The organism is Polaromonas sp., assembly GCF_012927485.1.
Lineage (GTDB): Bacteria > Pseudomonadota > Gammaproteobacteria > Burkholderiales > Burkholderiaceae_C > Polaromonas.
The window spans coordinates 1-24,536 of the sequence record NZ_JABBPC010000015.1 but is presented as its reverse complement, the minus strand read 5'-3'; the positions used below and the strand labels follow the sequence as shown (position 1 = coordinate 24,536).

The following is a 24,536-nucleotide window of genomic DNA, read 5'->3' as shown; positions in this document are numbered from 1 at the left end:
TCTTCTGAATTGCCGCAACGCGCTATGAAGTCGGTAGCTACTTGCCCCCGCAGCTGGCGCGCAAGCACCAGTATCTTGTTAATGGCTGCGGTCGGATTGCTTGGCGGCTGTGCGCTGCCCGACAAGCCGACACGGGGCACGCTGTACGACTTTGGACCAGGCGCGTTATCTGCCGCGCCCGCTTCGCGGCAGACCTTGCCGCCGATCGCGATAGACACGATCAGCACCTCCGGGGGCGCGCTGGACAACATGTCGGTGCTGTACCGCCTCGGCTATGCGGATGCCCAACAGCTGCGCCCCTATGCGCAGGCCCGTTGGAGTATGCCGCCGGCCCAATTGGTACGCCAACGTTTGCGTGAGCAATTGAACCAGCGCCGGGCCGTCTTCAATGCGCGCGAGGGCGTAGCGCTCAATCGCAGCCAGGGCGATGCGCTACCGCTTCTTCTGAGGTTGGAATTGGAAGAGTTCAGCCAGTTTTTCACCACACCCGAAGCCAGCGTGGGTCTGATTCGCCTGCGCGCCACCTTGCTCGAAATTACCCCCGGCGGTGAAAAGCTGGTGGGGCAACGCAATGTGGTGGTGCAGCGGCCTGCGCCCAGCGCCGACGCGTCTGGCGGCGTACGAGCGCTGACGGCGGCAACCGATGCGGCCATTGAAGAGCTGGACCAGTGGCTGCAACAGACCCCGGGGAGCTAGCGGCTTTTTCTTCAGGATCGCTGGGCCGTTCGCAAGGAAGGGCTCAGCCCCGTAAAACCGGAAACAGTTTGCCCAGACCATCCGCCATCACTTCCACCGCCAGCGCCGCCAAAATCAGGCCCATTAAACGGGTCATGACATTGATCCCGGTTTTACCGAGCACGCGGGCAATCGGCTGTGCCAACGAAAAACACAGTGCCGTCGCCAGACCGACCACCACGCCATAGCCCACCAGTGTGCCAAGCTGGAAAAAAGTCTTCGCCTTTTCAGCGTAGATCACCACGGTAGACATGGTGGCCGGGCCGGTGAGTAAAGGGATGGTCAGGGGTACCACGGCGATGCTGGCGCCCATCGCCGCTTTCTCGGCGCCGTCTTCCAGCTCGCTCGTGGGAGATTTCGCTTCAGCGGGCTGGGCATTAAGCATGTTCATGGCGCTGCTCAGCAGCAGCAGGCCTCCACCGACCTGAAAACTGGCCAGCGAAATATTGAAAAACTCCAGAATCTGCAATCCGACCAACGCGCTGGTGGCAATGACGACAAACGCGCTGAAGGATGCGATGGCGATGGTGCGTCGTCGCTGCGTCTTCGAAAACCCCTGCGTGTAGTGAATAAAAAACGGCACGATGGCCAGGGGATTGACGATGGCCAACAGCGTGATCAATGGTTTGAAGTTCATTAGCGTCCCCCCGCGATATCAAGCAGAGCACCGGTGGTGTAGCTGGCCTGCTCGCTGAGCAGCCAGACGATCGACTCGGCCACTTCCTCGGCGCTACCGGCGCGCAGCATAGGTACTTGGGCCGCTACGTCCCGCGCGCGGTGGGGCAAGCCGCCCGACGCATGGATCTCCGTTTCGATGATCCCCGGGCGCACGGCATTGACACGAATTCCTTCGGCCGCCACTTCTTTGGCCAGACCGAGGGTGAACGTGTCAATCGCTCCCTTGGCGGCCGCATAGTCGACATACTGGCCCGGCGAGCCCAGCCGCGCCGCCGCGCTGGAGACATTGACGATGGCACCGCCCGCGCCGCCGTAGCGTGTGCTCATGCGCTTGACCGCTTCACGAGCGCACAGGAAAGAGCCAAACACATTGATTTCAAACATGCGCTGAAGGCGTTGCAAGGCGATGGCATCGACGCGGGTGGTCTGGTCCACCACGCCGGCGTTGTTGACCAACGCCGACAACGGGCCGAGCTGGGCCTCGATCTGCTGAAACATCGCTACCACCTGCTCCTCGCGCGCTACGTCGGCCTGGACCGCCATGGCTCGGCCGCCCGCCTGGTGAATCTGACGTACCACGGCGTCCGCCGCCAGTGCGTTAGTCGCGTAGTTGACGGCTACCGCGTAGCCTTTTCGTGCCGCCAATAGAGCGCAGGCCGCACCGATACCGCGGGATCCGCCGGTGATTAAAACAAGCTTGGACAAACCTGACTCCTGCAAAAAATACCAAACCCGGGTAAAAACGGGATAGAGGCCAATCAATGTACTGTAATAAATGTCCGACCACTGGACGCAGATGACCGGAGATTATCTTGAGCATGACTGTGGACTATTACTTGACGCCGCAGAGCCCCTGGACGTATCTGGGACACGAGCGTTTCGCCCAAATTGTGCGGGCTGCCGGCGCCAACGTGCGCGTGTTGCCGATTGATCTGGGCGGAAAAGTTTTCCCGATTTCGGGCGGACTGCCTTTGGGCCAGCGGGCACCGCAACGCCAAGCCTATCGGCTGGTGGAGTTGCAGCGCTATTCCGACTACCTTCACGCGCCACTGAACCTCAAGCCAAAGTACTTTCCGGTTTCCGGGGACGACGCTTCGCGGCTCATTGTGGCGGTTGACCTGCGCGATGGCCCGGACGCTGCGATGAAAATCGGCGGCGCAATCTTCAGCGCGGTATGGGTGCGCGAGCGTCATATTTCAAGCGAGAGTGTGCTGGCTGAGTTGCTGGCAGAGTGCGGCTTGAGCGCCGAGCGGCTAGAGCAGTCCTACAGCCAGGCGGTTCAGGAACGTTACGAGAGCAACACGCAGCAGGCGATCGATGCTGGCGTATTTGGGGCGCCCAGTTACGTCGTGGACGGTGAGCTTTTCTGGGGGCAGGACCGGCTTGATTTTGTGGAACGGAAGCTTAAAGCGGGTTGATAAACGAGGCAGTTCTTCCCGCATCGCCGCCTGGCGATGTCGCGGGAGTTAGCGATCATTCAGTAAAACATTAACGACAACATCAAAAAAGGGTTATCAATATCATGAGTCAATTTATCGATCTGAAGGCTGCCGATGGGTTCATCGTGCCGGCATACGTGGCTAAACCTGCGGGCAAGCCTCGCGGCGGCGTCGTCGTGCTGCAGGAGATTTTCGGTGTCAACTCGCACATCCGGAGCGTCGCAGATCGCTTTGCCGAGCAAGGGTATCTGGCCGTCGCGCCGGCCACGATGGAGCGCGCTAAACCCGGCGTTGACTTGGGATACTCTGACGCCGACATGACCGCTGGCTTTGAGCTGAAAACGGCCGTGAGCGCCTTGCCCGGTCTTGGGGTGCTGCAGGACATTCAGGCCGCCATTGATTACGCCGCCCAAGCCAGTGGCGGCAAGGTGGGCATTGTTGGCTTTTGCTGGGGGGGTCTCTTGAGCTGGCACGCAGCCTGCACGCTAAAGGGTCTGAGTGCTGCGATTGCTTATTACGGCGGCGGCATCACGGCGAAAGAAGAAATCGCACGTCAGCCGAAGTGCCCCACGATGGCGCACTTCGGCGACCAAGACCACTGGATCCCGATGGAAGGCATCCAGGCTTTTGTGAATGCGCATCCCGAAGTTGAAGTGCATGTCTACCCCGCTCACCACGGTTTCAATTGCGAGCAGCGCGGCGCGTACAACGAGTCGGTGGCGAAGATAGCGCGGGAGCGTTCACTCGCGTTTTTTGCTGCAAAGCTGGCCTGAACGCGGGTATTTCGCGGTCGATGTAGAGGCGTTTAACCGTTGTAGTTAAGGTCGTTCTTCATCGGCCTTGTTTTTGGTTCGGGTCAGGCCGGCCTGACAGTTCTTCGTGCTCGGCGACGTAGCGGAAGAGGAAGTTCATGAAGCTCTCGGCGGCGGGAGACAGCGAGCGCCCGTTGCGCGTAAAGACAAAGAAGCGACGGGTGATTTCCGGCTCCTGCAGGGGGCGCATCTCAAGCTTATAAAGGTGCACCAGGGACGCGGCGTAAGGAATGCAGGCGGTGACCCCCAAGCCGGCATTGACCATGCTCAGTGCGGTGGACATGAACGCGACCTCGTTGGTCGGGGCCAGCGTCAGCCCGCGCACCGCAGCGCGAAGGTCCACCGAAAGCCGTTCGGTGAACTGCCCTTGCAAGGCGATGAAGGGAAAGCGCACCAGGTCGGCCCAGCGAATTTCCGTCAGTTGCTGCAGAGGATGGTCGGGCGGGAATACGGCCATGAAGGGAAGTTCGAACAAGGTCGCCGCGTCGATGTCCGAATTGGGGTCGCGTTCGGGGCCGATGCCGAAATCGACCTCGCCCGAAAAGACTCTCGACGTCACGCTTTCCACCACGCAATCAACCAGCTTTATAGGAATTTCTGGATGGTCGACGCTATAAGCGGCTATGACTTCCGGGAGCAGGGTGGAGGCCATCAACTGCGGTGCCGCGATGCGGACCAAACCCGTTTTCAGCGCCTTCAGATTGGCAACTTCGGCCAGCGCGCCGTCCAGATCATGGATGATCTTGTCTACCAGGGGATACAGGCTACGTCCCACATCCGACAGATGAATCTTCCGCGTACTGCGGTCAATCACCCGCAGACCCAGGGATTGCTCCAATTCCTTAATCAGCCCGCTCAAAGCCGATTGCGTCACAAAGAGGCTTTCAGCGGCCAGGGTAAAGCTGCCACTGCGGGCGACAGCAATAAAGGCACGCAATTGTCGAAGGGTGACGTTCATAAGCTAGCCTCATAAAACCATTAGTAAATACGGTTTGCATGATAAGTCGGCTTGCGCCTTAATAGAGCCATCCACCGCCAGCGAAGCGCAATAGGCCAGGCCTTGGTAGGACATCGGAGAGCCAGCAGGCATCCCCATAAACCGGAGACAAACATGAAGATCAAGAAAATTCACCACGTTGCGTACCGCTGCAAGGACGCGAAAGAAACCGTTGAGTGGTACGGCAAATACCTGAACATGGATTTTGTTCTGGCAATTGCGGAAGACGAGGTTCCCTCCACCAAGGAGCCGGATCCTTACATGCATGTCTTTCTTGATGCTGGCAACGGCAACGTTCTCGCGTTCTTCGAATTGCCGACCAAGCCGCCGATGGGGCGTGATCCCAATACGCCGGTCTGGACGCAGCACCTGGCTTTTGAAGTCGATTCCGTCGAGTCCCTGCTTGAAACCAAAGCCAAACTTGAAGCCGATGGCATCAACGTGGTTGGCCCCACCGACCACACGATCTTCAAGTCGATCTATTTCTATGACCCCAGCGGACACCGGCTGGAACTGGCTGCCAACACCGGCACGCCCCAAATGGCCAAAAGGCTCGACGATGTGAAATGGGAAATGCTGAACGAATGGGCGACGACCAAGAAGGCGCCGAAGCAAGCCGCCTGGATGCATGACGGAAGCTATGCCGCCAAATAGGCGGCGAATAGCGCAGCGCGTCGTACTTGGAAATCTGAAACGCCAGAGGCCGGTGGCCATGATCAGGAGACACCGATGACTATGAGTTCCCGAATCGAAGTCAGCCAACTTATTGATGACAGCAAGATCAGCCCCTTTCAGTGGGGCGTGTTGCTGCTGTGTGGATTCTGCATGATTTTGGATGGCTTCGACGTGCAGGCCATGGGCTACGTCGCCCCAGCGCTGCTGCAGGACTGGAAGGTGGACAAGGCGTCCTTGGGCCCTGTATTCGGTGCCGGCCTGTTTGGACTGCTGCTTGGTTCTCTGCTCATCAGCGTCGTCGCCGATAAGCTAGGTCGGCGACCGGTGCTGATCGGCTCAACGTTTTTCTTCGCGATTTGCACGCTGGCCACCCCCTGGGTCAGCAACGTCGAGCAACTGATGGTGATCCGGTTCATCACGGGCCTCGGGCTTGGTGCGATCATGCCAAATGCCATGGCCCTGTCGGGTGAATTTAGCCCCCAGCGCAGACGCATATCAATCATGATGATCATCTCTTGCGGCTTCACCATCGGAGCGATGCTCGGCGGTGTGATTGCGGCAGCGCTGATTCCTCGTTTCGGCTGGCAGTCGGTTTTTTATGTCGGCGGCACCGTGCCGCTGCTGATCACTGTTGCGATGTTGAAATACCTGCCGGAGTCGATCCAGTTTCAGGTCGTCAACAACGCGCCCGCCGAAAAAATAGCGGCCTTGCTCAAGCGGATCGTGCCAAGCGTCAAACTCGGTAGCAACCCCCAGTTCGCCGTGCCCGAAAAGAAAGAAGCGGGGGCGCCGGTCGTCCGCTTGTTCCGCAATGGCCGAGCCGGTCCCACGCTGGTCTTATGGGCCATCAGTTTCATGAATCTGATTGCGCTTTACTTTCTGTCCAACTGGTTGCCTACGTTGGCGAAGTCCACCGGGATGAGCCTTGAGCACGCGGTCCTGCTGGGGGCGATGCTCCAGTTTGGCGGCACCCTGGGCACCATCACAATGGGCTGGCTGATCGACCGCCTTGGCTTTCGTCGCGTCTTGCTTCCCTGCTTCATTGTGGCGGGATGCTCGATTGCCTTGATTGGACATTCCGCCGCTTCCCTGGCGGTGTTGTTCGCCGTCGTCTTTGTCACCGGCTTTGCCGTGGTCGGCGGCCAGCCGGCCATCAACGCCATGGCCGCCAGCTATTACCCGACCACATTGCGTTCGACCGGCGTCGGCTGGTGTCTTGGGATTGGCCGCATCGGGGCGGTGATCGGCCCGGTGGTCGGCGGCGAATTAATCCGTCTCAATCTGGCACAGAGTGATCTGTTTCATGCCGCCGCCTTACCTTCGGTGGTCATTGTGCTGGTTTTGCTATTTGGCGTCCGTTCCGAGCGCGGAAAGCCGCTACCGGCGTCCCTGGTGCCTTTGCATTGAGCGACTCGAAGCTCCTTGCCACTCTCAACCCAAGAGGATTTATCCAATGAAACTTGCCAGCCTCAAGCGAGGTGGACGTGATGGCACTCTCGTGGTCGTCAACCGGGCGCTGACCCACTGCCGCGCTGTACCGGCAATCGCTTCCACGCTCCAAGCGGCGCTCGACGATTGGCACGCTATCGAGCCGCCATTGCGCCAGGTGTACGAGGCCCTGAACAGCGGCGCTTTCACCGAGGCTGATCTGTTCGATCCGGCGGAATGCCATTCACCGCTGCCACGCGCTTACCAATGGGCTGACGGGTCCGCCTATGTGAATCATGTCGAGCTGGTTCGACGCGCGCGAGGTGCCGAACTGCCGCCGGAGTTCTGGACCGACCCGCTGATGTACCAAGGCGGCTCCGACTCATTCGTTGGGCCACACGATCCGATTTATGCGCTGTCCGAAGCGTGGGGGATCGATCTTGAAGCCGAGGTCGCTGTGATTACCGGCGACGTTCGCATGGGGGCCACGCCGGAACAATGCGCGTCGGCCATCCGTTTGCTGATGCTGGTCAACGACGTTTCCCTTCGCAACCTGATCCCAGCTGAGTTGAGCAAGGGCTTCGGTTTCCTCCAGTCCAAAGCGGCAAGCGCATTCAGCCCGGTGGCGGTCACGCCCGACGAGTTGGGCAGCGACTGGCGCGAAGGCCGGGTGCACCGGCCGCTGCTGGTGCATCTGAATGGGCAACTTTTCGGTCGGCCCGATGCGGGCACCGACATGGTTTTTAATTTTCCGCAGCTGCTAGCCCACGTCACCAAAACACGTGAAGTACAGGCCGGTTCAATCATCGGATCGGGGACTGTGTCCAACAAGCAAGGCGGGCTCAACGGGTCAAGTATCGACAGCGGGGGCGTTGGCTACGCTTGCCTAGCGGAAGTGCGGATGTACGAGACCATCGAAACGGGCCAGCCGCAGACCCCCTTTCTAAAGTTTGGCGATACGGTAAAAATCGAAATGGTCGATCATCATGGCGGCAGTATTTTTGGTGCCATTGAGCAGCGGGTCCAGAAGTATCCCGGTTGAGCTCGGTGCTGAGGCCGCTTGGGCGGCACAATAACGCATGATCCAGCTTTACTACTCACCAAGTTCTGCCGCCATGGCGCCCCACCTTCTTTTGGAAGAGCTGGGGCTGCCGTTTGAAAAAGTGCTGGTCGATACTTCCCAGGGCGCTCATCGAACGGCTGCTTATCGCAAGCTCAATCCGAACGGGCTGGTACCTGTTCTCATCGATGGTGATCTGGTGCTGTATGAAAGCGCCGCAATCTGTTTGCATCTGTGCGATACCCACCCCGAAGGCAACCTCGCGCCAGCGCTGGGCACTGCAGAACGTGCACACTTTTATAAGTGGCTGATGTGGCTTACCAACACACTGCAGCCCACGTTGAAGATCTATTTCTATCCTGAGCGCTGGCTTGACGAAGGCAATCGCGCCAGTGTTGCCCAACTGAAATCTCACGCCGAGGTCCAAGTCGGCCTGATGCTGGATCAGTTAGACACCGAATTGGCCCGGCTCGAAGTGACCCACGCCGCGCCCTGGCTGTTGGGGGCTAATTTTTCGGCAGTGGATATTTACGCCCTGATGCTGTGCCGCTGGACCCGTAACTTTGCGTCGTCGCCCGCCAGAGACCGTCCCCGGCTGGGGACCTATCTGCAACGAGTCCTGGCACGCCCTGCGATCATCAAGGCCTTGGTCGCTGAAGGACTGGTCCGGCCCTGGGTCTAGGCGTTACGGTCTGCGTCAGGGCGCTGTCTTAGCGCTCGGGTTTGGACAGGTAACGTCTGCGCCAGAACACCATCACAACCACGACCACCAACAACACCATGAAGCCGAGGGTCCACCAAAAACCTGTTGGGCTATGAATAACGGGAAGAAACTCGAAGTTCATACCAAAAAAACCGGTAATCAGGTTCAGCGGCAAAAAGATGGCGGTCAGCGCCGTGAGCGTCCGCATGATGTCGTTGGTACGGTGGCTTTGCGCAGAAAAGTGGAGCTGCACGGCCGTCTCGGCGCTTTGCTCCATCCGCCGCACGTGGTGCACGACGCGCTCGATGTGTTCCAGAACGTCACGCGATCGAATTTTCAGCAGCTCACGTTCGCGATGGGCGATGGGGGTGTCGCCGTCAGGCCAGGTTTCAACCGAATCGATCCAGTCCTGCAGCGCAGAGCGCTGGTCTTCGCAGATTTCGTCCAGCTGGTGCATGGCCAGCCGGGCGTCAAGGACCGAATTCCAGTTGGTAAAGCGCGTGGCCGGATTGAGCAATTCCGATTGCCAGTGGCCAAGCTGGCGGGTGAGCTCGCGCCGCAGTTCCAGGTAACCGTCCACCATCTGGTTGACGATGCGCAGCATCAGGTCGGCCGGGCTGGTCGGCAGCTTGACGCCGCTGGCGCGCGATTCAGTGGAGGTGGCGCTAAGCAGCTTGAGTGCGTAGGCATCGCGCACGGCACAGCCTGCCGGATGCACCGTGAGCAGCAGGTGGTCGAACACTGCAAAACCTACGGGGCTGGTGTCAATGCGATTAAGCACCGGCGGTCCACTGCGTTTAATTCGCTCGTGAAGGGGTTCTCCAGGCGCGGCGAGGTCAGTTTCCGTCTGGCCGGTGGCTAAGCGGCGGAACACCAGCAGGTCGTACTGCGAGGTGTAGTCATAGTGTGAGGGCAGCTGGTTATTCAGCAGGTCGGATACATGAAGGTCGACCAGCTGGGTGCCGCACAGGGTTTGAAGAGTCGCCTGAATGTGCGTTTGCAGCACTTCAAATTCCCGCCGTGCGCAAGCGATCCAAACAAAGCCTGAGGGCGGCAATTGAGTGGGCAATACGTCGGTTTCAGTAACGCCCTGGCTGCTGGAGGTGATGGTAAAGACGCGCATGAAAACTTCAAATTCCGTAGTTCGATACGACGTCAGCTTTTCGCCCAAGCAGGCTCTGCCCCGCCGCTATTAATTCCATGGCACGCTAACCCCTTAGGTGGAATGGCTGGCGGGCGTCTTCAGACCTGTAGCAGCTTTTTGGCGGCATCTATTGCAAAGTAAGTCAGCACGCCGTCGGCACCCGCGCGTTTAAAGGCGAGCAGGCTTTCCATCATGACTGCGTCGCGGTCCAGCCAGCCGTTTTGCGCGGCGGCCATGAGCATGGCGTACTCTCCGCTGACCTGGTAGGCAAAGGTGGGCACCTGAAATTCGTCTTTTACACGACGAACCACGTCGAGATAGGGCATGCCCGGCTTGACCATCACCATGTCAGCACCTTCAGCAATGTCCATGGCTACTTCGCGCAGTGCCTCGTCCGTGTTGCCGGGGTCCATTTGATAAACTTTTTTGTCGGCTTTGCCCAAGTTTCCGGCCGAACCGACCGCATCGCGGAACGGGCCGTAAAACGCGCTGGCATACTTTGCGCTGTAGGCCATGATGCGGGTGTGTATGAAATTCTGGCTTTCCAGCGCTTGGCGAATAGCGCCGATCCGGCCATCCATCATGTCGCTGGGCGCTACGATGTCCACCCCGGCCTCGGCTTGCGTCAGCGCCTGCTGGACCAGTACCTCGACCGTCTCTTCATTCATGATGTAGCCGTTGCTGTCCGGAAGGCCATCCTGGCCGTGGCTGGTGAACGGGTCCAGGGCGACGTCGGTCATCACGCCTAATTCCGGAAAGCGCTTTTTCAGTTCCCTGACCACACGGGGCACCAAGCCTTCGGGGTTCAGCGCTTCCTGCCCGTCATTGGTCTTAAGCGACGCGTCAATCACCGGAAACAAGGCCATCACGGGAATGCCTAGTTTCACGCACTCTTCGGCTACGGGCAGCAGCAAATCCAGGCTGAGTCTTTCCACGCCTGGCATCGACGCGATGGGCTCGCGACGCTGGCTGCCGTCCGTTACGAACACCGGGTAAATCAGGTCGTGAGAAGTCAGCGCGTGCTCGCGAACCAGATTGCGCGTAAAGCTGTCACGGCGCAGACGACGGGGGCGACCGATCGGGAAGGGGGCGAAGTTGGAGGCGTGCATTGTGGTCTTTAAATTGTGCCAAAGCTTTGGGCTGCAATGGGCTATTTGAATGATGCCTATTAGGCGCCGCTTTCCGGCCCAGCTTTACACTAATTTTTCAAGGTGTTACTTGGAAGGCATTGCCAAGGCGCGCGGGGCTTGGGTAAAATTAAACGGTGCAGTTGTCAGTTTGCCAGTTTGGCAGTTTGGCGGTGGCATCCCGCTTTTCCTCCCTGAGCGGGGCCTTTGCGTGTGACAGCAAAAAGGCTTATCAACCCGGCAGGCCTCAGAGCCGCCGGGTTTTTTTTGCGCTGCAGTTTTGCGTCTTACCGAAACTTCCATAGTCAGGGCGCAGCGGATGACAGTGAGGAAAACGGTAACGTCCTCCGAATGAAGTACGTTAACCCGTCCGCGCAATTCCTGCCAAAGGATCAGCTTCCGCACCAATTCCTGTGCGGAGCAAGAGGCCGGGCGACGCTGGCCAGCGCATCGCGTTTGTAGTTGCGCAGAAAAACATCAGGCGTTTACTATCGCGCAAATGCACGCGTAAAAGTGTATTGACGCTCCCTCCCTACAATCGGAAAGTTTTCAGAGTTGCCCGGCTAAAAAAGGAAAGGCCCCATGGATGTCGACCCATTCAACATACCGCGTTTTTTGGCGGTTTTACCGCTGTTCAGCGATTTGTCGCCTGCCGAATTAAAGCGCGCTGCCGAGGGGTGTCAAGTGCGCCGCCTGGCCCGGGGCGACACTATTTTTAGATATGGAGAGCCCTGCGAGGAATTTCATGTGGTGGTCACCGGACGGGTCAAGCTGTTTGCTATTTCCATGGCCGGCCAGGAAAAAGTGATTGAACTGGTGGGACCCGGCCACAGTTTTGCCGAAGCCCTGATGTTCACCGACCAGCCCTACATACTGAATGCTGACGCGCTGACCAGCACCTTGTTGCTAAGCGTGAGCAAGCAGTCCATCGTCGCCGAGATCAAACGCGATCCCCGATTTTCGCTGCGCATGCTGGCGGGGATTTCTCGGCGGCTGCATGGACTGGTGCACGACATCGAGTCCAGTGCGCTGCACAGCGGCATGCAGCGCGTCATCGGCTATCTGTTGCGAGAAAATCATGTTGAAGACTGCGCGACCGGGGAAGTGTTCACGGTGTCGCTGCCCGTAACCAAGGCCACCATTGCCTCGCGCCTGTCACTGACGCCCGAGTACTTCTCCAAGGTCCTGCACGAACTCGAGGCGGAAAATCTCATCCAGATCGACAAGCGCGATATTCATATCATTGACGCGCAGCGCCTGGAGCGCTACGGAATGCAGTAAGGTCATGTGCCGTCCTGGCAGGGCCTCAGTGGGAGGTTCCTTCAGACCGGTTGATCTTGTTCCCTACGTTGTACTTTCCGATCGGTTTGCTCATGGGCAGGCGTTTAACTTCCTTCAAAGTCCGCGCGTCATACACGATGAGGGCGCCATCCATTTCCATTAAGCTTGCCAGAGCGTAACGACCGTCCCGCGTAAATTCGATGTGCGACAGCGTGCGTCCCGGTTCTCGCACCGAGGCCACCGGCTCCAAGGATTTCTTATCGATTACCGTGAGCGTGTCCTTGCCCCCCGGACTCATCATCGAATCGACCCAGGCATAAGGCGAATTCTCGTGGCTACGCATGAAAAAACCGGGCCCGGGGGTCGGGATGGTCTTGATCACTTTCCAAGTCTTCATGTCCACCACGGTCACCGTACCGTCTTTCAGGTTGGGCGAGGCCAGCACCACCGTGCCGTTCCAGGGAAACGTGATCCCCGATCCCAGATGCGGCATACCGGACAGCGGAAAGCTGGCGATACGGCGTCGCACGTCCAGGTTGACCACCTGGGCTTGAATCGCGCCACCGGCGGAGGCCCGGGGGGTGCCGATCACGTACTGATAGCTCTGGTCAAAGAAAAAGTCATCCAGGGGTTCTTCCAGCGAAGTGCGCCGTGCGCTCAGAAAACCCGGTTTGCCAACCGCTTCTCCCATCTTGTAGTCATGGACCAAGCCATCGAAGATGGGCTCGGCCCTGGGATCGTAGGAAATCTCCCAAAGTTCGGCGATATCCTTGAGCGCCACAATAAAGCTGTGGCGTGGCGCGGCGTCGTAAACGGCTGAGACGCGAGAAGTACTTTTGCCGTCCAACGTGGTTGCCGGATAGGTGCGCACCAAATTCAGATCTGCATCGAACAGCGCCAACGTGTTGGGCAGGAAATTGGCAGCCATGACCCAGCGACCGTCCCCCGATACAGCGACGTTGCGCATGTTCAGCCCCGCGCGTACCTCGGCGACGATGACGAGGTTCCACAGGTCGTACTTGGTGATCCAGCCGTCGCGCGATCCAAAGAACACGTAGCGACCGTCGGGCGTGAATTTCGGTCCGCCGTGCAGCGCATACCGACTCGCAAAGCGGTGAATGGGCACGAAACGGTCGCCATCGACCAATGACACGTGATGGTCGCCGCCTTCGACGACGACAAACAGATTCATCGGATCGGCGTTCCAGATCGGCTTGGCCGGCAGAGTCTTGGCCCCCGGCGTTTCGGTGCGCGAGGCATGGATGTCGGCTTCGGTCCATGTCGGCACCGGGCTTACTGGCGTGTAAATCCACTGCGTAAGAGCCGCGATAGCGGCGGGCGACAGTTTTTCGCTAAAGCCTGGCATCTGCGTGGCTGTCCGTCCCAGCGCGATGACCTTCTGCGCTTCGGTCTTGCGCAGACGTTCCAGGCTCTCCGGCAACAGCGCCGGCCCCATGCTGCCGATCCGCTGCACACCGTGGCAGACCGCGCAGTGTTCCTGATAAAGGGCTGCGGCGTCAATACTTTGTGAGCGCGCGAGGCCCACGCCTGTAGTGACCAGACCGACTGCAAACACCGCTCGCCAGAAAAGAGAAGACATGATCTGCATGCTTAATGAGCGCGGTGCGCGAACGGCGTCAACGTAACTCGTGGGCCCATTGCCGTGACGCCGATCTCTGAATCGTCAAGGTAGCAACCCGGGTCTTCCGCCCAGGCGTTGCCGGTGACTTGTTGAGCGCGTACCCGCGTGTTGCCACCGCAGATGGATCGGTGTAGGCAGCCCGCGCAGCGCCCTTCGACGGGTCGCGGGTGGGCCTTCAGGCCGGCCATCAGCGGATCGCTGGTGTCATTCCAGATCGCGGAGAACGGCCGCTCGCGAACATTGCCCAGCGTGTGGTGCCACCACATGGTGTCGGGGTGCACATTGCCAAGATTGTCGATGTTTCCGACGTTCACACCACTTGAGTTGCCGCCCCAGGCGACCAGGTGTTCGCGCAGCAAGTCGTGCCATTGCGGGAAGCGATTACGCACCCATTGCAGCAAATACGCTCCGTCAGCGTCATTGTTGCCGGTGACGTACTCCTCGTTCAAGTGGTCCCAGGCAGCTGACCAGGCTGTGTCAAACAGCAAGTCGAGCGCATCTCGGGTGGCTTGGAACTGGGCGTCTCTGGCACGGTGAATGTTGCCGCGGCCGGCGTAGTTCAGGTGTGAGAAATAGAACTTTTCCACGCCTTCTGCTCGCATCAGTTTCAAGAGGGGGGTTAGATCGTGGGCGTTGAGCGCCGTCATGGTGAAACGCAGTCCCACCTTCACGCCCCGCGCTCGCAGTAGTCGCACTGCCGCGAGGCTTTTGTCAAATGCGCCGTTCATGCGACGGAAGCGGTCGTGCGTTGCGGCAAGACCGTCAAGGCTGATGCCGACATAGTCAAATCCAGCGGTTGCCACGCGATCCGCCATGGCGCTGTCGATCAGTGTCCCGTTGGTCGACAAGCCGACGTAAAAACGTTCTGCCTTGGCGCGCTCTGCAGTTTGAAACAGGTCGGATCGCAACAGCGGTTCACCGCCCGACAGGATCAGCACCGGTACGCCATAGGCCTTCAGATCGCCCATAACGTTGAACACTTCTTCGGTACTTAATTCGCCCGCGTACTCGTGGTCGGCGGACAGGGCATAGCAGTGCTTGCAAGTCAAGTTGCAGCGACGTAGGAGGTTCCAGATGACCACCGGGCCGGGTTGCTGTGCGTGCCGCGGCGGCGCCATAACGCCGGTGCGTTCGGCGGCGGCAAGCAGGCGCATGAAGTGGGAGATGCGAAACATGATTTAGCGGTCTTTCAATCTCAAGCCGGTCTTCTTCAAGATCGCGCTGGAATACAGAATGTCGTCGGCGTGACAGGCGTGGCCAAGCAGCGCGCGCACTTGCGCGCGTTGGTGCTCCACCTCTTCTCGCGAGCGGCCATGGATCATCGCGAACAAGTTGTAGGGCCAGCGCGGCAGTTTGCGCGGGCGACGGTAGCAGTGGCTGACCCCGGGCAGCTCGCCCACTTTCGCGCCAAGGGCATCGACGCGCGCGTCGTCCACATCCCAGACCGTCATGCCGTTCGCGGCCCAGCCGAGTCGGTAGTGATTGGGCACCGCACCAATGCGGCGGATCAAACCGGATTCGAGCATTTGCGCCAGGCGAGCGCGCACCACCTCGCCACTGACGCCGAGCTTCAGACCGACTTCCGTATAAGGCTGTGGCAGCAGCGGCAAGCCGCCTTGAGTCGCGGCGATCAGCCGGCGGTCGAACTCACTCAGCGACATCTGAAGCTCCGTCGTCGTCCCCGGCAACATCAATCGGCAAGTGCAGCTCGACGAAAAACTCTCGCTCTTTCGGGAAGGCGTGTACTTGTAGTCCGGTCTGCATCTCAATGCGTGTGATTGCCGCGTTCGCTGCCAACACCGAATCGGTGGCAATGACAAACCACATGTTGAATGCGTGTTCTCGCTTGTAGTTGTGCGCCACCTCGGGCATGGCGTTCACGAGTACAGCCACTTCGTCGAAATGTTCCTCTGGCACTTCAAGCGCGGCAAGTACGAATCGGCCGCCCGCGCGCTCAATCTGGAACAGCGGCCCGAAGCGCGTCAACACGCCTTGCGCGAGGAGTCGCTCGAGGCGCGCGAGTACCTCGTCTTCCTCCATCCGGAGCGCGATGCCGACGTCCGCGAACGGTCGGTCGCTCAGCGGAAAACCGCCGTGCAGGTAATCCATCAAGCGCAAGTCGGTCGGGTCTATCCGCGCGCAGGGTTCAGACCGCGGCATGCTGGGCAATCGAGGAGATTTTTTGAAAGTAGCGCCCGCCCGCCTGTTTAAAGCGGCGCCGACTGAACAGTACCGTGTGCGCGTGGCTTTGAAGACCGCTGCGAGCGATCGCGCTTGCCAGCGCTGCGTGCACCGCGTCGCGACTTCGGCCATGCACCATGCAGTACAGGTTGTAGCGCCACCCTGGGGCGCGTTCGCGGCGGTAGGCCAGCGTGATGCCGCTTTGTGCCGCGAGGGTGGCGCCGTAGCCGTCAACCTGTGCATCGGGGACGTCGAATACCGTCATCGCGTTGTGCGCAAAGCCAGCCTCGTGGTGGCGAACCACCACGCCGAATCGCCGGAGTGTGCCTTCACGCAACCAGCGCTGCAAGGTGGCGAGTACTTCGTCATGCGGCTGGTTCAGCGCCTGCGCCCAGGCCTCGTAAGGCCGTGGCAATAGCGGTAATCCGTTTTCGACCAGCGCGGCGAGCGGTGCGTCGGCCTCGGACACCGGCACGGCCGGCAACCGCCTGCCGACGCCTGCAGCGTGCGTGGCGAGGGGGCCGCGCAGGTCAAAGCCTAAGTCAATCCGGTAGGCGCGGCGCATCGGTAGGCGAAGTGCCGTCAGGCCGGTCTGCGCTTCAAGCGAATCAACGCCAGATCGGACGGCGTCGAGGGTGCAGCCGGTGATCACGAACCACAGGTTGTGGTGGTTTTCTCGTTCGTAGTTGTGATTCACGCCGGCCTGCGCCGAGACAAGCGCAGCCACGGCATCGAGCCGCAGCGGGGGCACCGCAAACGCGCACAACAGCGCTGCGCCGCCAGCGCCTGCACCCCATATGCCACCGAGTCGGCTGATCGCGCCTTCGGACTGCAGCGCCGCGTAGCGGTCGAGCACGGTATGTTCGTCGCTGCCGCAGGCGTCTGCGAGGCTTGCAAACGGCGTGGCTACCAGCGGGAAGTCGCGCTGCCAGTCGTTCAGCAGGCGGAAGGACAGCTCGGTGGTCATCAAAATCCCATGCGGGCCGCACGCGATGTGAAAAACACGCCGCTTGGCGAGTCGATGGTCAGCGTCGCGAGCGTCACAAAGTGCTGGGTGTCGATCACCGACACTCGGTTGTCATCGCGTGAACTGATCCACACCGCCTCACCGCGCGGCGTGAACTCCATGTGCAATACCGCCTTGCCGGGTTCCAGCGTGCGCACTACCTGGCGGCTCACCGTGTCGATGACTTGAACGCGGTGGTAGTCGGGTACTGCGAAGTTGACCCAGACCTGGCGCCCGTCCGGCCGTGCGATTACAAAGACCGGCTGCCCCGCCACCTGAATGCGCGCGGTTTCCTGCCAAGTGGTTGTGTCGACCACCAGCACCTCGTGGTGACCAATGGCGGGCAGGTAGGCATGCCGCCCTGCGACGGACCAGCCGCGCAAGTGAGGCATTTTATAAACTGGTAAAGGGACCTCCCCGCGACCGTAACCGGCGAGGATGCGGCGCGCCTTAGGCGCATCGTCCCACAGGTCGACGAGCGCGAGTCCGTCTTCGCCGAAGAGTCCCGCGATGTAGTGCCGACCATCAGGCGTGACAAGTCCATCGTAGGGCTGATGGCCGATGCCGCCAAGCTTTGTGATGACGGGCTTTGCGCGGTCCGACAAGTCGGCGATCCAGATCGCGTCGGCGTCGAACAGCGAGAAGATGAAACGGTTGCCCGGCAAGTCAGAGAGGCCCACGACCCGCGATGCCTTGCCATCGACCATCGCGGGGATATCCGCCACCAGCGCCAGCGTGTTGGCGTCGAATACCTTGACGCCGCCGGGCGTGTAGTTTTGCGCGGCGACCAACGTGCCGTCCTGCGAGATGGCGCCGCCAATCGAATTGCCGGCCTGCATCAATCGAGCAGTGATGCGTCTGGTGAGTAGGTTTACGCGCGTCAGCGCACCGTCGCGGCCGAACACAAAGGCGCTGGCGCCGTCGCGCGAAAAGACCACTGAAGCGTGCGACAGATCGCCCAGGCCCCCAATCTCGGCCAGTAGCGTGCGTGAGCTGGTGTTGACCAACGCCAGCGTGCCCCGCGAACGTTCGATCACCACACCCAAGTCGCCAGTACCGACGGAAGCCTCATTCGGCGCAAACGCCGCGCAGCCGGGAAGTAGTGCGAGGGCTGGCGTAGCCGCCACACCGGTGAGCAGATGGCGTCGTTTCATGGCATCGTCCTTGTTTCTTCGGGGAAGCCGGCGAGGAGTTGTTGCGCGATCCATCGCGCATCGTCGGTGCTCAGCATCGCGCGCCACGGCGGCATCGGGGTGCCAGGTCGGCCGTTGTAAATCGTGGCGGCCAGAGACTCCAGTGGCTTATTGGTCAGCGCCTCACGTGTCAGCGCCGGGCCCAGGCCGCCGGTCAATCGCATACCGTGGCAAGCGCCACAGTCTTGCCGCACCATGTGGATGAGCGCCTGCTCGCGAACCTCGCTCTGCGCGAAGGCGGGCACAGTCAGCAACAGCGCCCCCATGAGGGCGAAAAAACTCGCCACGGCAGCCTCAGGTTTTAAGAATAAATTCGATCGCGTTTTTTAGATCAGCGTCGTTGATCTTGTCAGGTGGATTGGGCGACATGGGAATCGGCCCATAAACACCCGAGCCGCCTTTGCGCACCTTTTCCATCAGTTTGACCATCGGGTCCTGCCCCTTGTATTTGGCCGCAATGTCCTTGAATGCAGGCCCCACCAGTTTGGTGTCTTTGGTGTGGCAAGCCATGCAGCCCGCGCTGGTCAAGGCTTCTTCGGGTAAGGCAGCCTGTGCGCCGAAGGCCAGCAGCGCCGCGCTGGCAAATAGCAATGCTCTCATATCGGTCTCCCGGTGTGCCCGAAGCCCAAAAATGGCTCCCGGCATCCCACTCATGTTGATTAATAGACGTCGTTCTGGGTGTTGTTCACATTGAAGTGACCCGTCGGCGTGATGATCCGCGGATCCTTGATCACCGCCTTGAGCGTGAGCGTCTTGTCATCCACGACGACCAGGGCGGACTGTTTGTCTTTGGCCGACCAGACTGCAAACCACACCTCGTCCCCGTCCTTGTTGAACTCGGGTTGCACCACACGTTGTGCGCCGCCATCCGCATTCAGACCGGCCCATTCGGCGATCGGCAATACCTTGAAGCCTTTGTCCAGCGCGTTGATGTCATAAACAGCTACTGATCGCGACAGCTTCGGATCTGGATTGAGCGGCGTATCTACATACAGATGCGTTGACTTAGGGTGACTCTTGATGAACAAAGAACCGCCGCCTTGGCCCTTCAAGGTTTGCACCACCTTGAAGGCTTGATCCTTGTGCTTGACGGGATCGGTACCAATCAGGGAAATGGTGTCATCTCCCAAGTGACCGGTTGCCCAGACGGGACCGAACTTAGGATGGACAAAGTTGGCACCCCGGCCAGGGTGAGGAATTTTGCCCACATCCACGATTGCTGCGAGCTTGTCTTCTTTGGCGTCGATGACGCCGATCTTGTTGCTCTGATTGGCGGCCACCATGAAGTAGCGTTTGGTGGAGTCCCATCCGCCGTCGTGCAAAAAGCGCGCCGAGCCCAATTCGGTGATTTTGAGCGCGTTCATGTCGGCATAGTTCACCATCAGGGTCTTGCCGGTTTCCTTGACGTTGACGATGAACTCAGGCTTGAAGTGCGACGCTACGATCGAGGCCACGCGGGGTTCGGGGTGATACTCCTGGGTATCGACGGTCATGCCCCGTGTCGAGACGATTTTCAGCGGCTCCAGCGTGTCGCCTTTCATGATGACAAACTGCGGCGGCCAGTAGTCGCCCGCAATGACGAATTTGTCAGTGAAGTCGCCTTCCTTCCCTTTGTACTTGGAAGTGTCGACAGAACGGGCTTCCAGGCCAGCGCGAATTTCTGCCACGTTGTCCGGCTTGGGCATCCACAGATCGATCATGTTGATACGACCATCACGACCGATCACGAACAAATAGCGGCCTGAGGCTGACGTGCGGGTAATGTGCACCGCGTAGCCGGTCTTGACGATGTTGATGATCTGCTTGGTATCACCGTCGATCAGCGCCACTTCGCCGGTATCGCGCAGCGTGGTGGAGAAGATGTTGGCAATGTTGTAGTTATTCATCTTCCTGGTGGGCCGATCCTTCGGTTGCACCGACACTTTCCAGGTCGACTTCATGTCAGCCAAGCTCCACTCCGGAGGCTGCGGCGGCTCATGCTGGATATAGCGGGCCATAAGGTCCACCTGCGCTTCAGTCAGCTCACCGGAGGTTTGCCAGTTGGGCATGCCTGCAGGCGACCCATAAGCAATGAACACCTTCAGGTAGGCGGTGCCTTTCCCGACGGTAATATCGGGCGTCAGGGGCTTGCCGGTTGCGCCTTTGCGCAGCACGCCGTGGCAGCCGGCGCAGCGTTCGAAATAAATCTTGCGCGCCACGTCAAATTCCGCAACGGTCATTGGGGGTGCCTTGGGATTGACGCTGTGCACCATAGGCTCGCTACCCACGGGTGACGCGTCATTGGCTTGGTAGGCCTTTTCCATCGGGGCAACCGGCTTTTGCTGCGCATGGGCTGAAAACGCCCAAATGGTCAGCAGGACGGCAGCAACACCGGCCAGTCGTAGATTCTTCATGATTTTCACTCCGTGTTACGTTGCAGCCGAACAGAGCCCGACCGAACGCATGGGACCACCCACCGATGGCTGCAATATCCGGCGTGGGCAGACGAATTTTCGTTAGTCGCCGGCGCCTTGTCCTTAATCTGGAACAAGGAAGTACTTAACAAGTTCACGTACGCCGAGGCCTGGCCCGAAGGCAGCCCCTACCGCCCTCAAGCCGTGTTTCGATTGCTCTGAATCCTGCCAACCGTGAGGGCTACACTGCACCCATGCTATGGGTCAAATCATTCCACATTGTTTTTATTGCGAGCTGGTTTGCCGGACTTTTTTACCTTCCGCGCATTTTCGTGAACTTGGCCATGGTGCCGCCAGAAAGCGTCGCTGAGCGCGAGCGGCTGCTTCTGATGGCCCGCAAGCTGCTGCGTTTTACGACGCTCCTGGCCTTTCCGGCATTGGCTACTGGGCTGTGGCTATACCTTTGGTACAGGATAGGGTTTGGCCCGGGCAACGGTTGGATGCACGCCAAACTGGCGCTTGTAGCCTTGGTAATTGGCTATCACTACATCTGCAGCCGGGTGCTTGCAACGTTTGGGCTAAGCCGCAATACGCGCAGTCACGTCTGGTTTCGCTGGTTCAACGAGATGCCGGTTATCTTGCTGGTCGCCGTGGTGGTTCTGGTGGTGGTCAAGCCCTAGCACGAACCAGCCACCGGTTGCAGCGCCCGCGTTATGACCCAGAGACCTTCTTCCCCGAGCACGACCTCTGATAGTCACCGCACCGCCGCCTGGCCGCTGGCACTGGTGGTCATTTGCCTGATCAGTTACGCCAGCCTGTACCCGTTTGCTGGCTGGCGCAATCAAGGCATCTCGCCCCTGCAGTTCCTGACGGCCCCATTGCCGAAATACTGGACCGGCTTTGATGTGGGCATTAACCTGCTCGGCTACGCACCGTTCGGGTTCCTGCTGGCGCTGTCGGCGTTGCGCAGTCAGCGCAGGTCCTGGGCGGTCAGCGTGGCGGTGGCCGCTGCCGGGCTGCTGTCGCTCGCAATGGAAACGCTGCAAAGCTATCTACCCTCGCGTGTCCCTTCCAATTTGGATCTTGCCCTCAATACCTTGGGTGCTTGGCTGGGCGCCTGCTCTGCATGGGCGCTTGAAAAAACCGGCGTGATCGATCACTGGAGTCGCTTTAGAACGCGCTGGTTCGGGCAGCAGGCACGCGGCGCGCTGGTGCTCCTCCTCCTCTGGCCCCTGGCCCTCATGTTTCCCGCCTCGGTGCCCATGGGCTTGGGGCAGGTGTTTGAACGATCAGAGTCTGCGCTGGCTGAGGCCTTGGTAGGTACCCCTTTTCTGGAGTGGATGCCGGTGCGGGAAATTGAGCTTCAGCCGCTGGTTCCGATGGCAGAGCTGGCTTGCGTGGCCTTGGGTGCGCTTATTCCTTGCCTGCTGGGCTACTGTGTCATTCGCACGCTCTGGCACCGTGCGGCGTTCTCGGCGGTCATGATCGCGGCTGGCATTGCGACGTCGGCTTTGTCTGCCGCCCTCAGCTACGGGCCGGCGCATGCTTGGGCCTGGCTGGACGTCTCCGTGCAGGCTGGGCTTGGTCTGACGGCCTTGTTGGCGGGAGCACTGCTGGCGCTACCGCGCCGGGGCGCGGCGGCCCTGACTCTTTTGGCCCTGGCCGTTCAGTTGAGCCTGCTCAACCAGGCCCCTATCGATCCCTACTTTGCGCAAACACTGCAGACCTGGGAGCAGGGCCGCTTCATCCGTTTTCATGGCCTAGTGCAGTGGCTGGGCTGGCTGTGGCCCTTCGCGGTATTGCCGTATGTATTGGCAAGGCTTTCTGTCCGCTCGTACGCCGAAGCGGCTGAAAAGTAAACTCGGTGTATGACTTCCACTATTTCTCAAGACGCAGCACCGGGTGCCATTCCAGCGGGCTCCTATTACGAACGTCATATTTTCTTTTGTCTGAACCAACGCAGCAATGGCGAGAACTGCTGCGCCGATCACGGCGCGCAAGAAGGTTTTGATCGCTGCAAATCCCAGGTCAAAGCGGCAGGACTGTCCGGTCCGGGCAAGGTGCGGGTCAACAAGGCCGGTTGCCTGGACCGCTGTGCAGCGGGGCCGGTAGCGGTGGTGTACCCGGAGGCGGTCTGGTATACGTATGTGGACGCGAGCGACATTGATGAGATCGTCGAGTCACATCTTAAAAATGGACAAATAGTGGAGCGCTTGTTGATCCCTGCGCACATGGGACGGTAGCACTTGCTTGCTGACCGGCTGGCGCTGCCTAGCTTGGGAGGTGACAGGTTTTTGGACCGGGCCCAATGCGGGTGTTCGGAGTCCGTTCCCTTGTATAGCGCAGCGTACCGGAGCAGAATTTCGCCCTGTGAACTCTAAAACCAAAAAATCAAGCTTTCTCGGCCCGGTGGGCGCCCTGGAAATCGCCCAAGATCTACCGGCTGGCGAATCCCGCGGCGTGGCAGTTATTGCCCATCCGCATCCGTTGTTCGGCGGCACCATGGACAACAAGGTAGTGCAAACGCTGGCCCGAGCTTTCGTTCAGTGCGGCTGGACGTCGGTACGCTTTAACTTTCGGGGCGTGGGTGGCAGCGTCGGCAGCCATAACGAAGGTCCGGGCGAATTAGAAGATTTCCTCGCGGTAGTGCAGCATGTCGCACCGCTCGGTGCGGCTGACGGCGGGCCCGCATTGGCGCTGGCTGGTTTTTCGTTTGGGGCTTTTATTACCACGCATGCTTTTGAGCGCTTACGCGTCAGCCGCAACATTGAAAAGCTCGTGTTGGTCGGTACCAGCGTCAGTCGCGCGCCGGCGGCCTCGATTGATCAGGCCGCGCATATTAAAACCCTCGTGGTGCACGGCGAACAGGACGACACGGTCCTGCTGCCTGCCGTGATGGACTGGGCGCGCCCACAAGCACTTCCTGTTACGGTTGTACCCGGGGTCGGCCATTTCTTTCATGGACAATTGCCATTGTTGAAAAATTTGGTAATCCGACACCTGTCGTCGCCAGTCCTCTGATTTTTCTGACATTTTTTCATCCTTTACTTTAGTCACCTCCCCCTACCGAAATGCAATGTCTACTCAAGGCCAGCGCTGGCCTGCGCGGCCTCGCCGCCACTCTATTTCTGGCTTTCTCTGCAGTGCTCCCCACTGCGCACGCCCAGGTTCTGCAACCACCTGAGGTCGCCGCGCGGTCCTACCTGCTGCTGGACGTCACCGCCAACCAGATCCTCGCGGCCAAAGAAATTGACTCGCCCGTCGAGCCCGCTTCGCTGACCAAGTTGATGACTGAATACTTGGTGTTCGATGCGCTCAAATCCAAAAAGATCAACCTCAAGCAGACCTTTGGCGTCAGCCAGCGCGCCTGGAAAATGCCGGGTTCCCGTATGTTCATCGACCCCAAAATGAACGTGCCGGTTGAAGACCTCATCAAGGGCATGATTGTGCAATCGGGTAACGACGCCACGATGGCACTCGCCGAAGGGGTCGGTGGCACCGTCGAGCACTTTGTGCAACTCATGAATGAGCAGGCGAAGGCGCTGGGCATGAAATCGACGACTTATAAAAATCCGGAAGGCCTGACCGAGCCGGGCCACACCACCACCGCGCGCGACCTGAGCATCCTGGCAACCCATCTCATGCAGGATTTCCCTGACTACATCGGCTATTCAGCGATCAAAAAGTATCGCTATCCCGGCACACCCGCCGCTAATGACACCAACCGCAATACCCTGCTGTTTCGCGATCCTACGGTAGACGGCCTAAAAACCGGCCACACCGAGGCTGCCGGTTACTGCATGATCGCCACGGCCAAACGAGACTTTCCTAATTTGGGTGTGGGTGGTGCGCCCGGGGGCAGGCGCCTGCTGGCGATTGTGCTGGGCACCTCCAGCGACAGCGCCCGCGCCAATGAATCGCAAAAGCTGTTGAACTGGGGCTACACCGCTTTCGAAGCGGTAAAATTATTTGATGCCGGCCAGGCAGTCGTCACGCCCTCGGTGTGGAAAGGCAAGACCTCGACCGTGAAGCTCGGTCGGCC

27 protein-coding genes are annotated in these 24,536 nt (G+C 59.7%); 13 read left to right on the top strand and 14 right to left on the bottom strand.

The features are described 5' to 3' along the window. Nucleotides 1-81: 81 nt before the first annotated feature. The gene (locus HHJ16_RS07075) at nucleotides 82-696 is read left to right on the top strand and encodes an ABC-type transport auxiliary lipoprotein family protein (protein ID WP_293641926.1); all 615 of its coding nucleotides are present in this window, start codon (nucleotides 82-84) and stop codon (nucleotides 694-696) included. A 43-nt stretch (nucleotides 697-739) separates the two neighbouring features. Here the strand turns inward: HHJ16_RS07075 and HHJ16_RS07070 are convergent, their stop codons facing one another. Beyond that, on the bottom strand, nucleotides 740-1,372 hold the full coding sequence (locus tag HHJ16_RS07070; protein WP_293641890.1) for a MarC family protein: 633 nt from the start codon (nucleotides 1,370-1,372) through the stop codon (nucleotides 740-742). Further along, the gene (locus tag HHJ16_RS07065; RefSeq protein ID WP_293641889.1) at nucleotides 1,372-2,118 is read right to left on the bottom strand and encodes an SDR family oxidoreductase; all 747 of its coding nucleotides are present in this window, start codon (nucleotides 2,116-2,118) and stop codon (nucleotides 1,372-1,374) included. Before HHJ16_RS07065 ends, HHJ16_RS07070 begins: the two co-directional genes overlap by 1 nt. A 107-nt stretch (nucleotides 2,119-2,225) precedes the next feature. Between HHJ16_RS07065 and HHJ16_RS07060 the strand changes: the two genes are divergently transcribed. Together HHJ16_RS07060 and HHJ16_RS07055 are read left to right on the top strand one after the other, a co-directional pair. Further along, on the top strand, nucleotides 2,226-2,831 hold the full coding sequence (locus HHJ16_RS07060; RefSeq protein ID WP_293641888.1) for a 2-hydroxychromene-2-carboxylate isomerase: 606 nt from the start codon (nucleotides 2,226-2,228) through the stop codon (nucleotides 2,829-2,831). Between the two features lie 104 nt (nucleotides 2,832-2,935). After that, nucleotides 2,936-3,625, top strand: coding sequence for a dienelactone hydrolase family protein (locus tag HHJ16_RS07055; protein WP_293641887.1), 690 nt, complete (start codon nucleotides 2,936-2,938; stop codon nucleotides 3,623-3,625). A gap of 58 nt (nucleotides 3,626-3,683) precedes the next feature. On the opposite strand, the gene HHJ16_RS07050 is transcribed toward HHJ16_RS07055, so the two are convergent. Then, on the bottom strand, nucleotides 3,684-4,622 hold the full coding sequence (locus HHJ16_RS07050; RefSeq protein ID WP_293641886.1) for a LysR family transcriptional regulator: 939 nt from the start codon (nucleotides 4,620-4,622) through the stop codon (nucleotides 3,684-3,686). Nucleotides 4,623-4,775: 153 nt separating this feature from the next. Here HHJ16_RS07050 and HHJ16_RS07045 point away from each other — a divergent pair, with 153 nt between their 5' ends. From HHJ16_RS07045 to HHJ16_RS07030, 4 genes are all read left to right on the top strand, one after another. Beyond that, nucleotides 4,776-5,315, top strand: coding sequence for a VOC family protein (locus tag HHJ16_RS07045; protein WP_293641884.1), 540 nt, complete (start codon nucleotides 4,776-4,778; stop codon nucleotides 5,313-5,315). A gap of 81 nt (nucleotides 5,316-5,396) precedes the next feature. After that, nucleotides 5,397-6,743 (top strand): MFS transporter, encoded by a 1,347-nt coding sequence (locus HHJ16_RS07040; protein WP_293641925.1) that lies wholly within the window; start codon nucleotides 5,397-5,399, stop codon nucleotides 6,741-6,743. Nucleotides 6,744-6,789: 46 nt separating this feature from the next. Then, nucleotides 6,790-7,806 (top strand): fumarylacetoacetate hydrolase family protein, encoded by a 1,017-nt coding sequence (locus HHJ16_RS07035; RefSeq protein WP_293641882.1) that lies wholly within the window; start codon nucleotides 6,790-6,792, stop codon nucleotides 7,804-7,806. A 37-nt stretch (nucleotides 7,807-7,843) separates the two neighbouring features. Further along, entirely contained in the window at nucleotides 7,844-8,506 is a 663-nt protein-coding gene (locus HHJ16_RS07030; protein WP_293641880.1) for a glutathione S-transferase family protein, read from the top strand. 28 nt (nucleotides 8,507-8,534) lie between these two features. Here HHJ16_RS07030 and HHJ16_RS07025 read toward each other — a convergent pair whose 3' ends face one another. Next, nucleotides 8,535-9,650: a magnesium transporter CorA family protein gene (locus HHJ16_RS07025; RefSeq protein WP_293641879.1), complete on the bottom strand. Its 1,116-nt coding sequence runs from the start codon at nucleotides 9,648-9,650 to the stop codon at nucleotides 8,535-8,537. A 119-nt stretch (nucleotides 9,651-9,769) separates the two neighbouring features. Then, the gene (gene hemB, locus HHJ16_RS07020; protein WP_293641878.1) at nucleotides 9,770-10,780 is read right to left on the bottom strand and encodes a porphobilinogen synthase; all 1,011 of its coding nucleotides are present in this window, start codon (nucleotides 10,778-10,780) and stop codon (nucleotides 9,770-9,772) included. 600 nt (nucleotides 10,781-11,380) lie between these two features. Between hemB and HHJ16_RS07015 the strand changes: the two genes are divergently transcribed. Next, a complete protein-coding gene (locus HHJ16_RS07015) occupies nucleotides 11,381-12,079 on the top strand; it encodes a Crp/Fnr family transcriptional regulator (protein ID WP_293641877.1) in 699 nt (232 codons plus the stop codon). Nucleotides 12,080-12,104: 25 nt separating this feature from the next. On the opposite strand, the gene HHJ16_RS07010 is transcribed toward HHJ16_RS07015, so the two are convergent. The 9 genes from HHJ16_RS07010 to HHJ16_RS06970 are packed head-to-tail and all read right to left on the bottom strand — an operon-like array spanning nucleotide 12,105 to nucleotide 20,494. Then, the gene (locus HHJ16_RS07010; protein ID WP_293641875.1) at nucleotides 12,105-13,679 is read right to left on the bottom strand and encodes a nitrite reductase; all 1,575 of its coding nucleotides are present in this window, start codon (nucleotides 13,677-13,679) and stop codon (nucleotides 12,105-12,107) included. 11 nt (nucleotides 13,680-13,690) lie between these two features. Further along, nucleotides 13,691-14,896 (bottom strand): heme d1 biosynthesis radical SAM protein NirJ, encoded by a 1,206-nt coding sequence (gene nirJ, locus HHJ16_RS07005; protein ID WP_293641873.1) that lies wholly within the window; start codon nucleotides 14,894-14,896, stop codon nucleotides 13,691-13,693. A gap of 3 nt (nucleotides 14,897-14,899) precedes the next feature. After that, on the bottom strand, nucleotides 14,900-15,382 hold the full coding sequence (locus tag HHJ16_RS07000) for an Lrp/AsnC family transcriptional regulator (RefSeq protein WP_293641871.1): 483 nt from the start codon (nucleotides 15,380-15,382) through the stop codon (nucleotides 14,900-14,902). Next, nucleotides 15,369-15,881, bottom strand: coding sequence for an Lrp/AsnC family transcriptional regulator (locus tag HHJ16_RS06995; protein ID WP_293641870.1), 513 nt, complete (start codon nucleotides 15,879-15,881; stop codon nucleotides 15,369-15,371). The genes HHJ16_RS07000 and HHJ16_RS06995 overlap by 14 nt, the downstream gene beginning before the upstream one ends. Next, the gene (locus tag HHJ16_RS06990; RefSeq protein ID WP_293641868.1) at nucleotides 15,868-16,869 is read right to left on the bottom strand and encodes an Lrp/AsnC family transcriptional regulator; all 1,002 of its coding nucleotides are present in this window, start codon (nucleotides 16,867-16,869) and stop codon (nucleotides 15,868-15,870) included. Before HHJ16_RS06990 ends, HHJ16_RS06995 begins: the two co-directional genes overlap by 14 nt. After that, entirely contained in the window at nucleotides 16,869-18,062 is a 1,194-nt protein-coding gene (locus HHJ16_RS06985; protein WP_293641866.1) for a cytochrome D1 domain-containing protein, read from the bottom strand. Before HHJ16_RS06985 ends, HHJ16_RS06990 begins: the two co-directional genes overlap by 1 nt. Beyond that, complete coding sequence (locus tag HHJ16_RS06980; protein WP_293641924.1) at nucleotides 18,059-18,367, bottom strand: cytochrome c; 309 nt, start codon at nucleotides 18,365-18,367, stop codon at nucleotides 18,059-18,061. The genes HHJ16_RS06985 and HHJ16_RS06980 overlap by 4 nt, the downstream gene beginning before the upstream one ends. Before the next feature lie 28 nt (nucleotides 18,368-18,395). Then, nucleotides 18,396-18,701 (bottom strand): c-type cytochrome, encoded by a 306-nt coding sequence (locus HHJ16_RS06975; protein WP_293641865.1) that lies wholly within the window; start codon nucleotides 18,699-18,701, stop codon nucleotides 18,396-18,398. A 59-nt stretch (nucleotides 18,702-18,760) separates the two neighbouring features. Further along, nucleotides 18,761-20,494, bottom strand: a complete 1,734-nt coding sequence (locus tag HHJ16_RS06970; RefSeq protein ID WP_293641864.1) for a nitrite reductase — start codon at nucleotides 20,492-20,494, stop codon at nucleotides 18,761-18,763. Nucleotides 20,495-20,748: 254 nt separating this feature from the next. Here HHJ16_RS06970 and HHJ16_RS06965 point away from each other — a divergent pair, with 254 nt between their 5' ends. The 5 genes from HHJ16_RS06965 to HHJ16_RS06945 form a co-directional block, all read left to right on the top strand. After that, nucleotides 20,749-21,174 (top strand): CopD family protein, encoded by a 426-nt coding sequence (locus HHJ16_RS06965; RefSeq protein ID WP_293641862.1) that lies wholly within the window; start codon nucleotides 20,749-20,751, stop codon nucleotides 21,172-21,174. Between the two features lie 33 nt (nucleotides 21,175-21,207). Further along, nucleotides 21,208-22,353: a VanZ family protein gene (locus HHJ16_RS06960; RefSeq protein ID WP_293641860.1), complete on the top strand. Its 1,146-nt coding sequence runs from the start codon at nucleotides 21,208-21,210 to the stop codon at nucleotides 22,351-22,353. Nucleotides 22,354-22,362: 9 nt separating this feature from the next. After that, nucleotides 22,363-22,737, top strand: a complete 375-nt coding sequence (locus tag HHJ16_RS06955; RefSeq protein ID WP_293641858.1) for a (2Fe-2S) ferredoxin domain-containing protein — start codon at nucleotides 22,363-22,365, stop codon at nucleotides 22,735-22,737. Between the two features lie 127 nt (nucleotides 22,738-22,864). Next, on the top strand, nucleotides 22,865-23,515 hold the full coding sequence (locus HHJ16_RS06950) for an alpha/beta fold hydrolase (protein WP_293641857.1): 651 nt from the start codon (nucleotides 22,865-22,867) through the stop codon (nucleotides 23,513-23,515). 50 nt (nucleotides 23,516-23,565) lie between these two features. Continuing rightward, the coding region (locus HHJ16_RS06945) for a D-alanyl-D-alanine carboxypeptidase family protein (protein ID WP_293641855.1) at nucleotides 23,566-24,536 on the top strand (971 nt) is incomplete at its 3' end.

Excerpts from the sequence above, each read along its gene's own strand:
- HHJ16_RS06965 (WP_293641862.1), top strand. The coding sequence starts at position 20,749 with ATGCTATGGGTCAAATCATTCCACATTGTTTTTATTGCGAGCTGGTTT.
- nirJ (WP_293641873.1), bottom strand. The coding sequence starts at position 14,896 with ATGTTTCGCATCTCCCACTTCATGCGCCTGCTTGCCGCCGCCGAACGC.
- HHJ16_RS07000 (WP_293641871.1), bottom strand. The coding sequence starts at position 15,382 with ATGTCGCTGAGTGAGTTCGACCGCCGGCTGATCGCCGCGACTCAAGGC.
- HHJ16_RS06980 (WP_293641924.1), bottom strand. The coding sequence starts at position 18,367 with ATGGGGGCGCTGTTGCTGACTGTGCCCGCCTTCGCGCAGAGCGAGGTT.
- HHJ16_RS07040 (WP_293641925.1), top strand. The coding sequence starts at position 5,397 with ATGAGTTCCCGAATCGAAGTCAGCCAACTTATTGATGACAGCAAGATC.
- HHJ16_RS07025 (WP_293641879.1), bottom strand. The coding sequence starts at position 9,650 with ATGCGCGTCTTTACCATCACCTCCAGCAGCCAGGGCGTTACTGAAACC.
- HHJ16_RS06970 (WP_293641864.1), bottom strand. The coding sequence starts at position 20,494 with ATGAAGAATCTACGACTGGCCGGTGTTGCTGCCGTCCTGCTGACCATT.
- HHJ16_RS07070 (WP_293641890.1), bottom strand. The coding sequence starts at position 1,372 with ATGAACTTCAAACCATTGATCACGCTGTTGGCCATCGTCAATCCCCTG.
- HHJ16_RS06960 (WP_293641860.1), top strand. The coding sequence starts at position 21,208 with ATGACCCAGAGACCTTCTTCCCCGAGCACGACCTCTGATAGTCACCGC.
- HHJ16_RS06990 (WP_293641868.1), bottom strand. The coding sequence starts at position 16,869 with ATGACCACCGAGCTGTCCTTCCGCCTGCTGAACGACTGGCAGCGCGAC.
- HHJ16_RS07055 (WP_293641887.1), top strand. The coding sequence starts at position 2,936 with ATGAGTCAATTTATCGATCTGAAGGCTGCCGATGGGTTCATCGTGCCG.
- HHJ16_RS07075 (WP_293641926.1), top strand. The coding sequence starts at position 82 with ATGGCTGCGGTCGGATTGCTTGGCGGCTGTGCGCTGCCCGACAAGCCG.
- hemB (WP_293641878.1), bottom strand. The coding sequence starts at position 10,780 with ATGCACGCCTCCAACTTCGCCCCCTTCCCGATCGGTCGCCCCCGTCGT.
- HHJ16_RS07010 (WP_293641875.1), bottom strand. The coding sequence starts at position 13,679 with ATGTCTTCTCTTTTCTGGCGAGCGGTGTTTGCAGTCGGTCTGGTCACT.
- HHJ16_RS06985 (WP_293641866.1), bottom strand. The coding sequence starts at position 18,062 with ATGAAACGACGCCATCTGCTCACCGGTGTGGCGGCTACGCCAGCCCTC.
- HHJ16_RS07035 (WP_293641882.1), top strand. The coding sequence starts at position 6,790 with ATGAAACTTGCCAGCCTCAAGCGAGGTGGACGTGATGGCACTCTCGTG.
- HHJ16_RS07050 (WP_293641886.1), bottom strand. The coding sequence starts at position 4,622 with ATGAACGTCACCCTTCGACAATTGCGTGCCTTTATTGCTGTCGCCCGC.
- HHJ16_RS06975 (WP_293641865.1), bottom strand. The coding sequence starts at position 18,701 with ATGAGAGCATTGCTATTTGCCAGCGCGGCGCTGCTGGCCTTCGGCGCA.
- HHJ16_RS07030 (WP_293641880.1), top strand. The coding sequence starts at position 7,844 with ATGATCCAGCTTTACTACTCACCAAGTTCTGCCGCCATGGCGCCCCAC.
- HHJ16_RS06995 (WP_293641870.1), bottom strand. The coding sequence starts at position 15,881 with ATGCCGCGGTCTGAACCCTGCGCGCGGATAGACCCGACCGACTTGCGC.
- HHJ16_RS07015 (WP_293641877.1), top strand. The coding sequence starts at position 11,381 with ATGGATGTCGACCCATTCAACATACCGCGTTTTTTGGCGGTTTTACCG.
- HHJ16_RS06955 (WP_293641858.1), top strand. The coding sequence starts at position 22,363 with ATGACTTCCACTATTTCTCAAGACGCAGCACCGGGTGCCATTCCAGCG.
- HHJ16_RS07045 (WP_293641884.1), top strand. The coding sequence starts at position 4,776 with ATGAAGATCAAGAAAATTCACCACGTTGCGTACCGCTGCAAGGACGCG.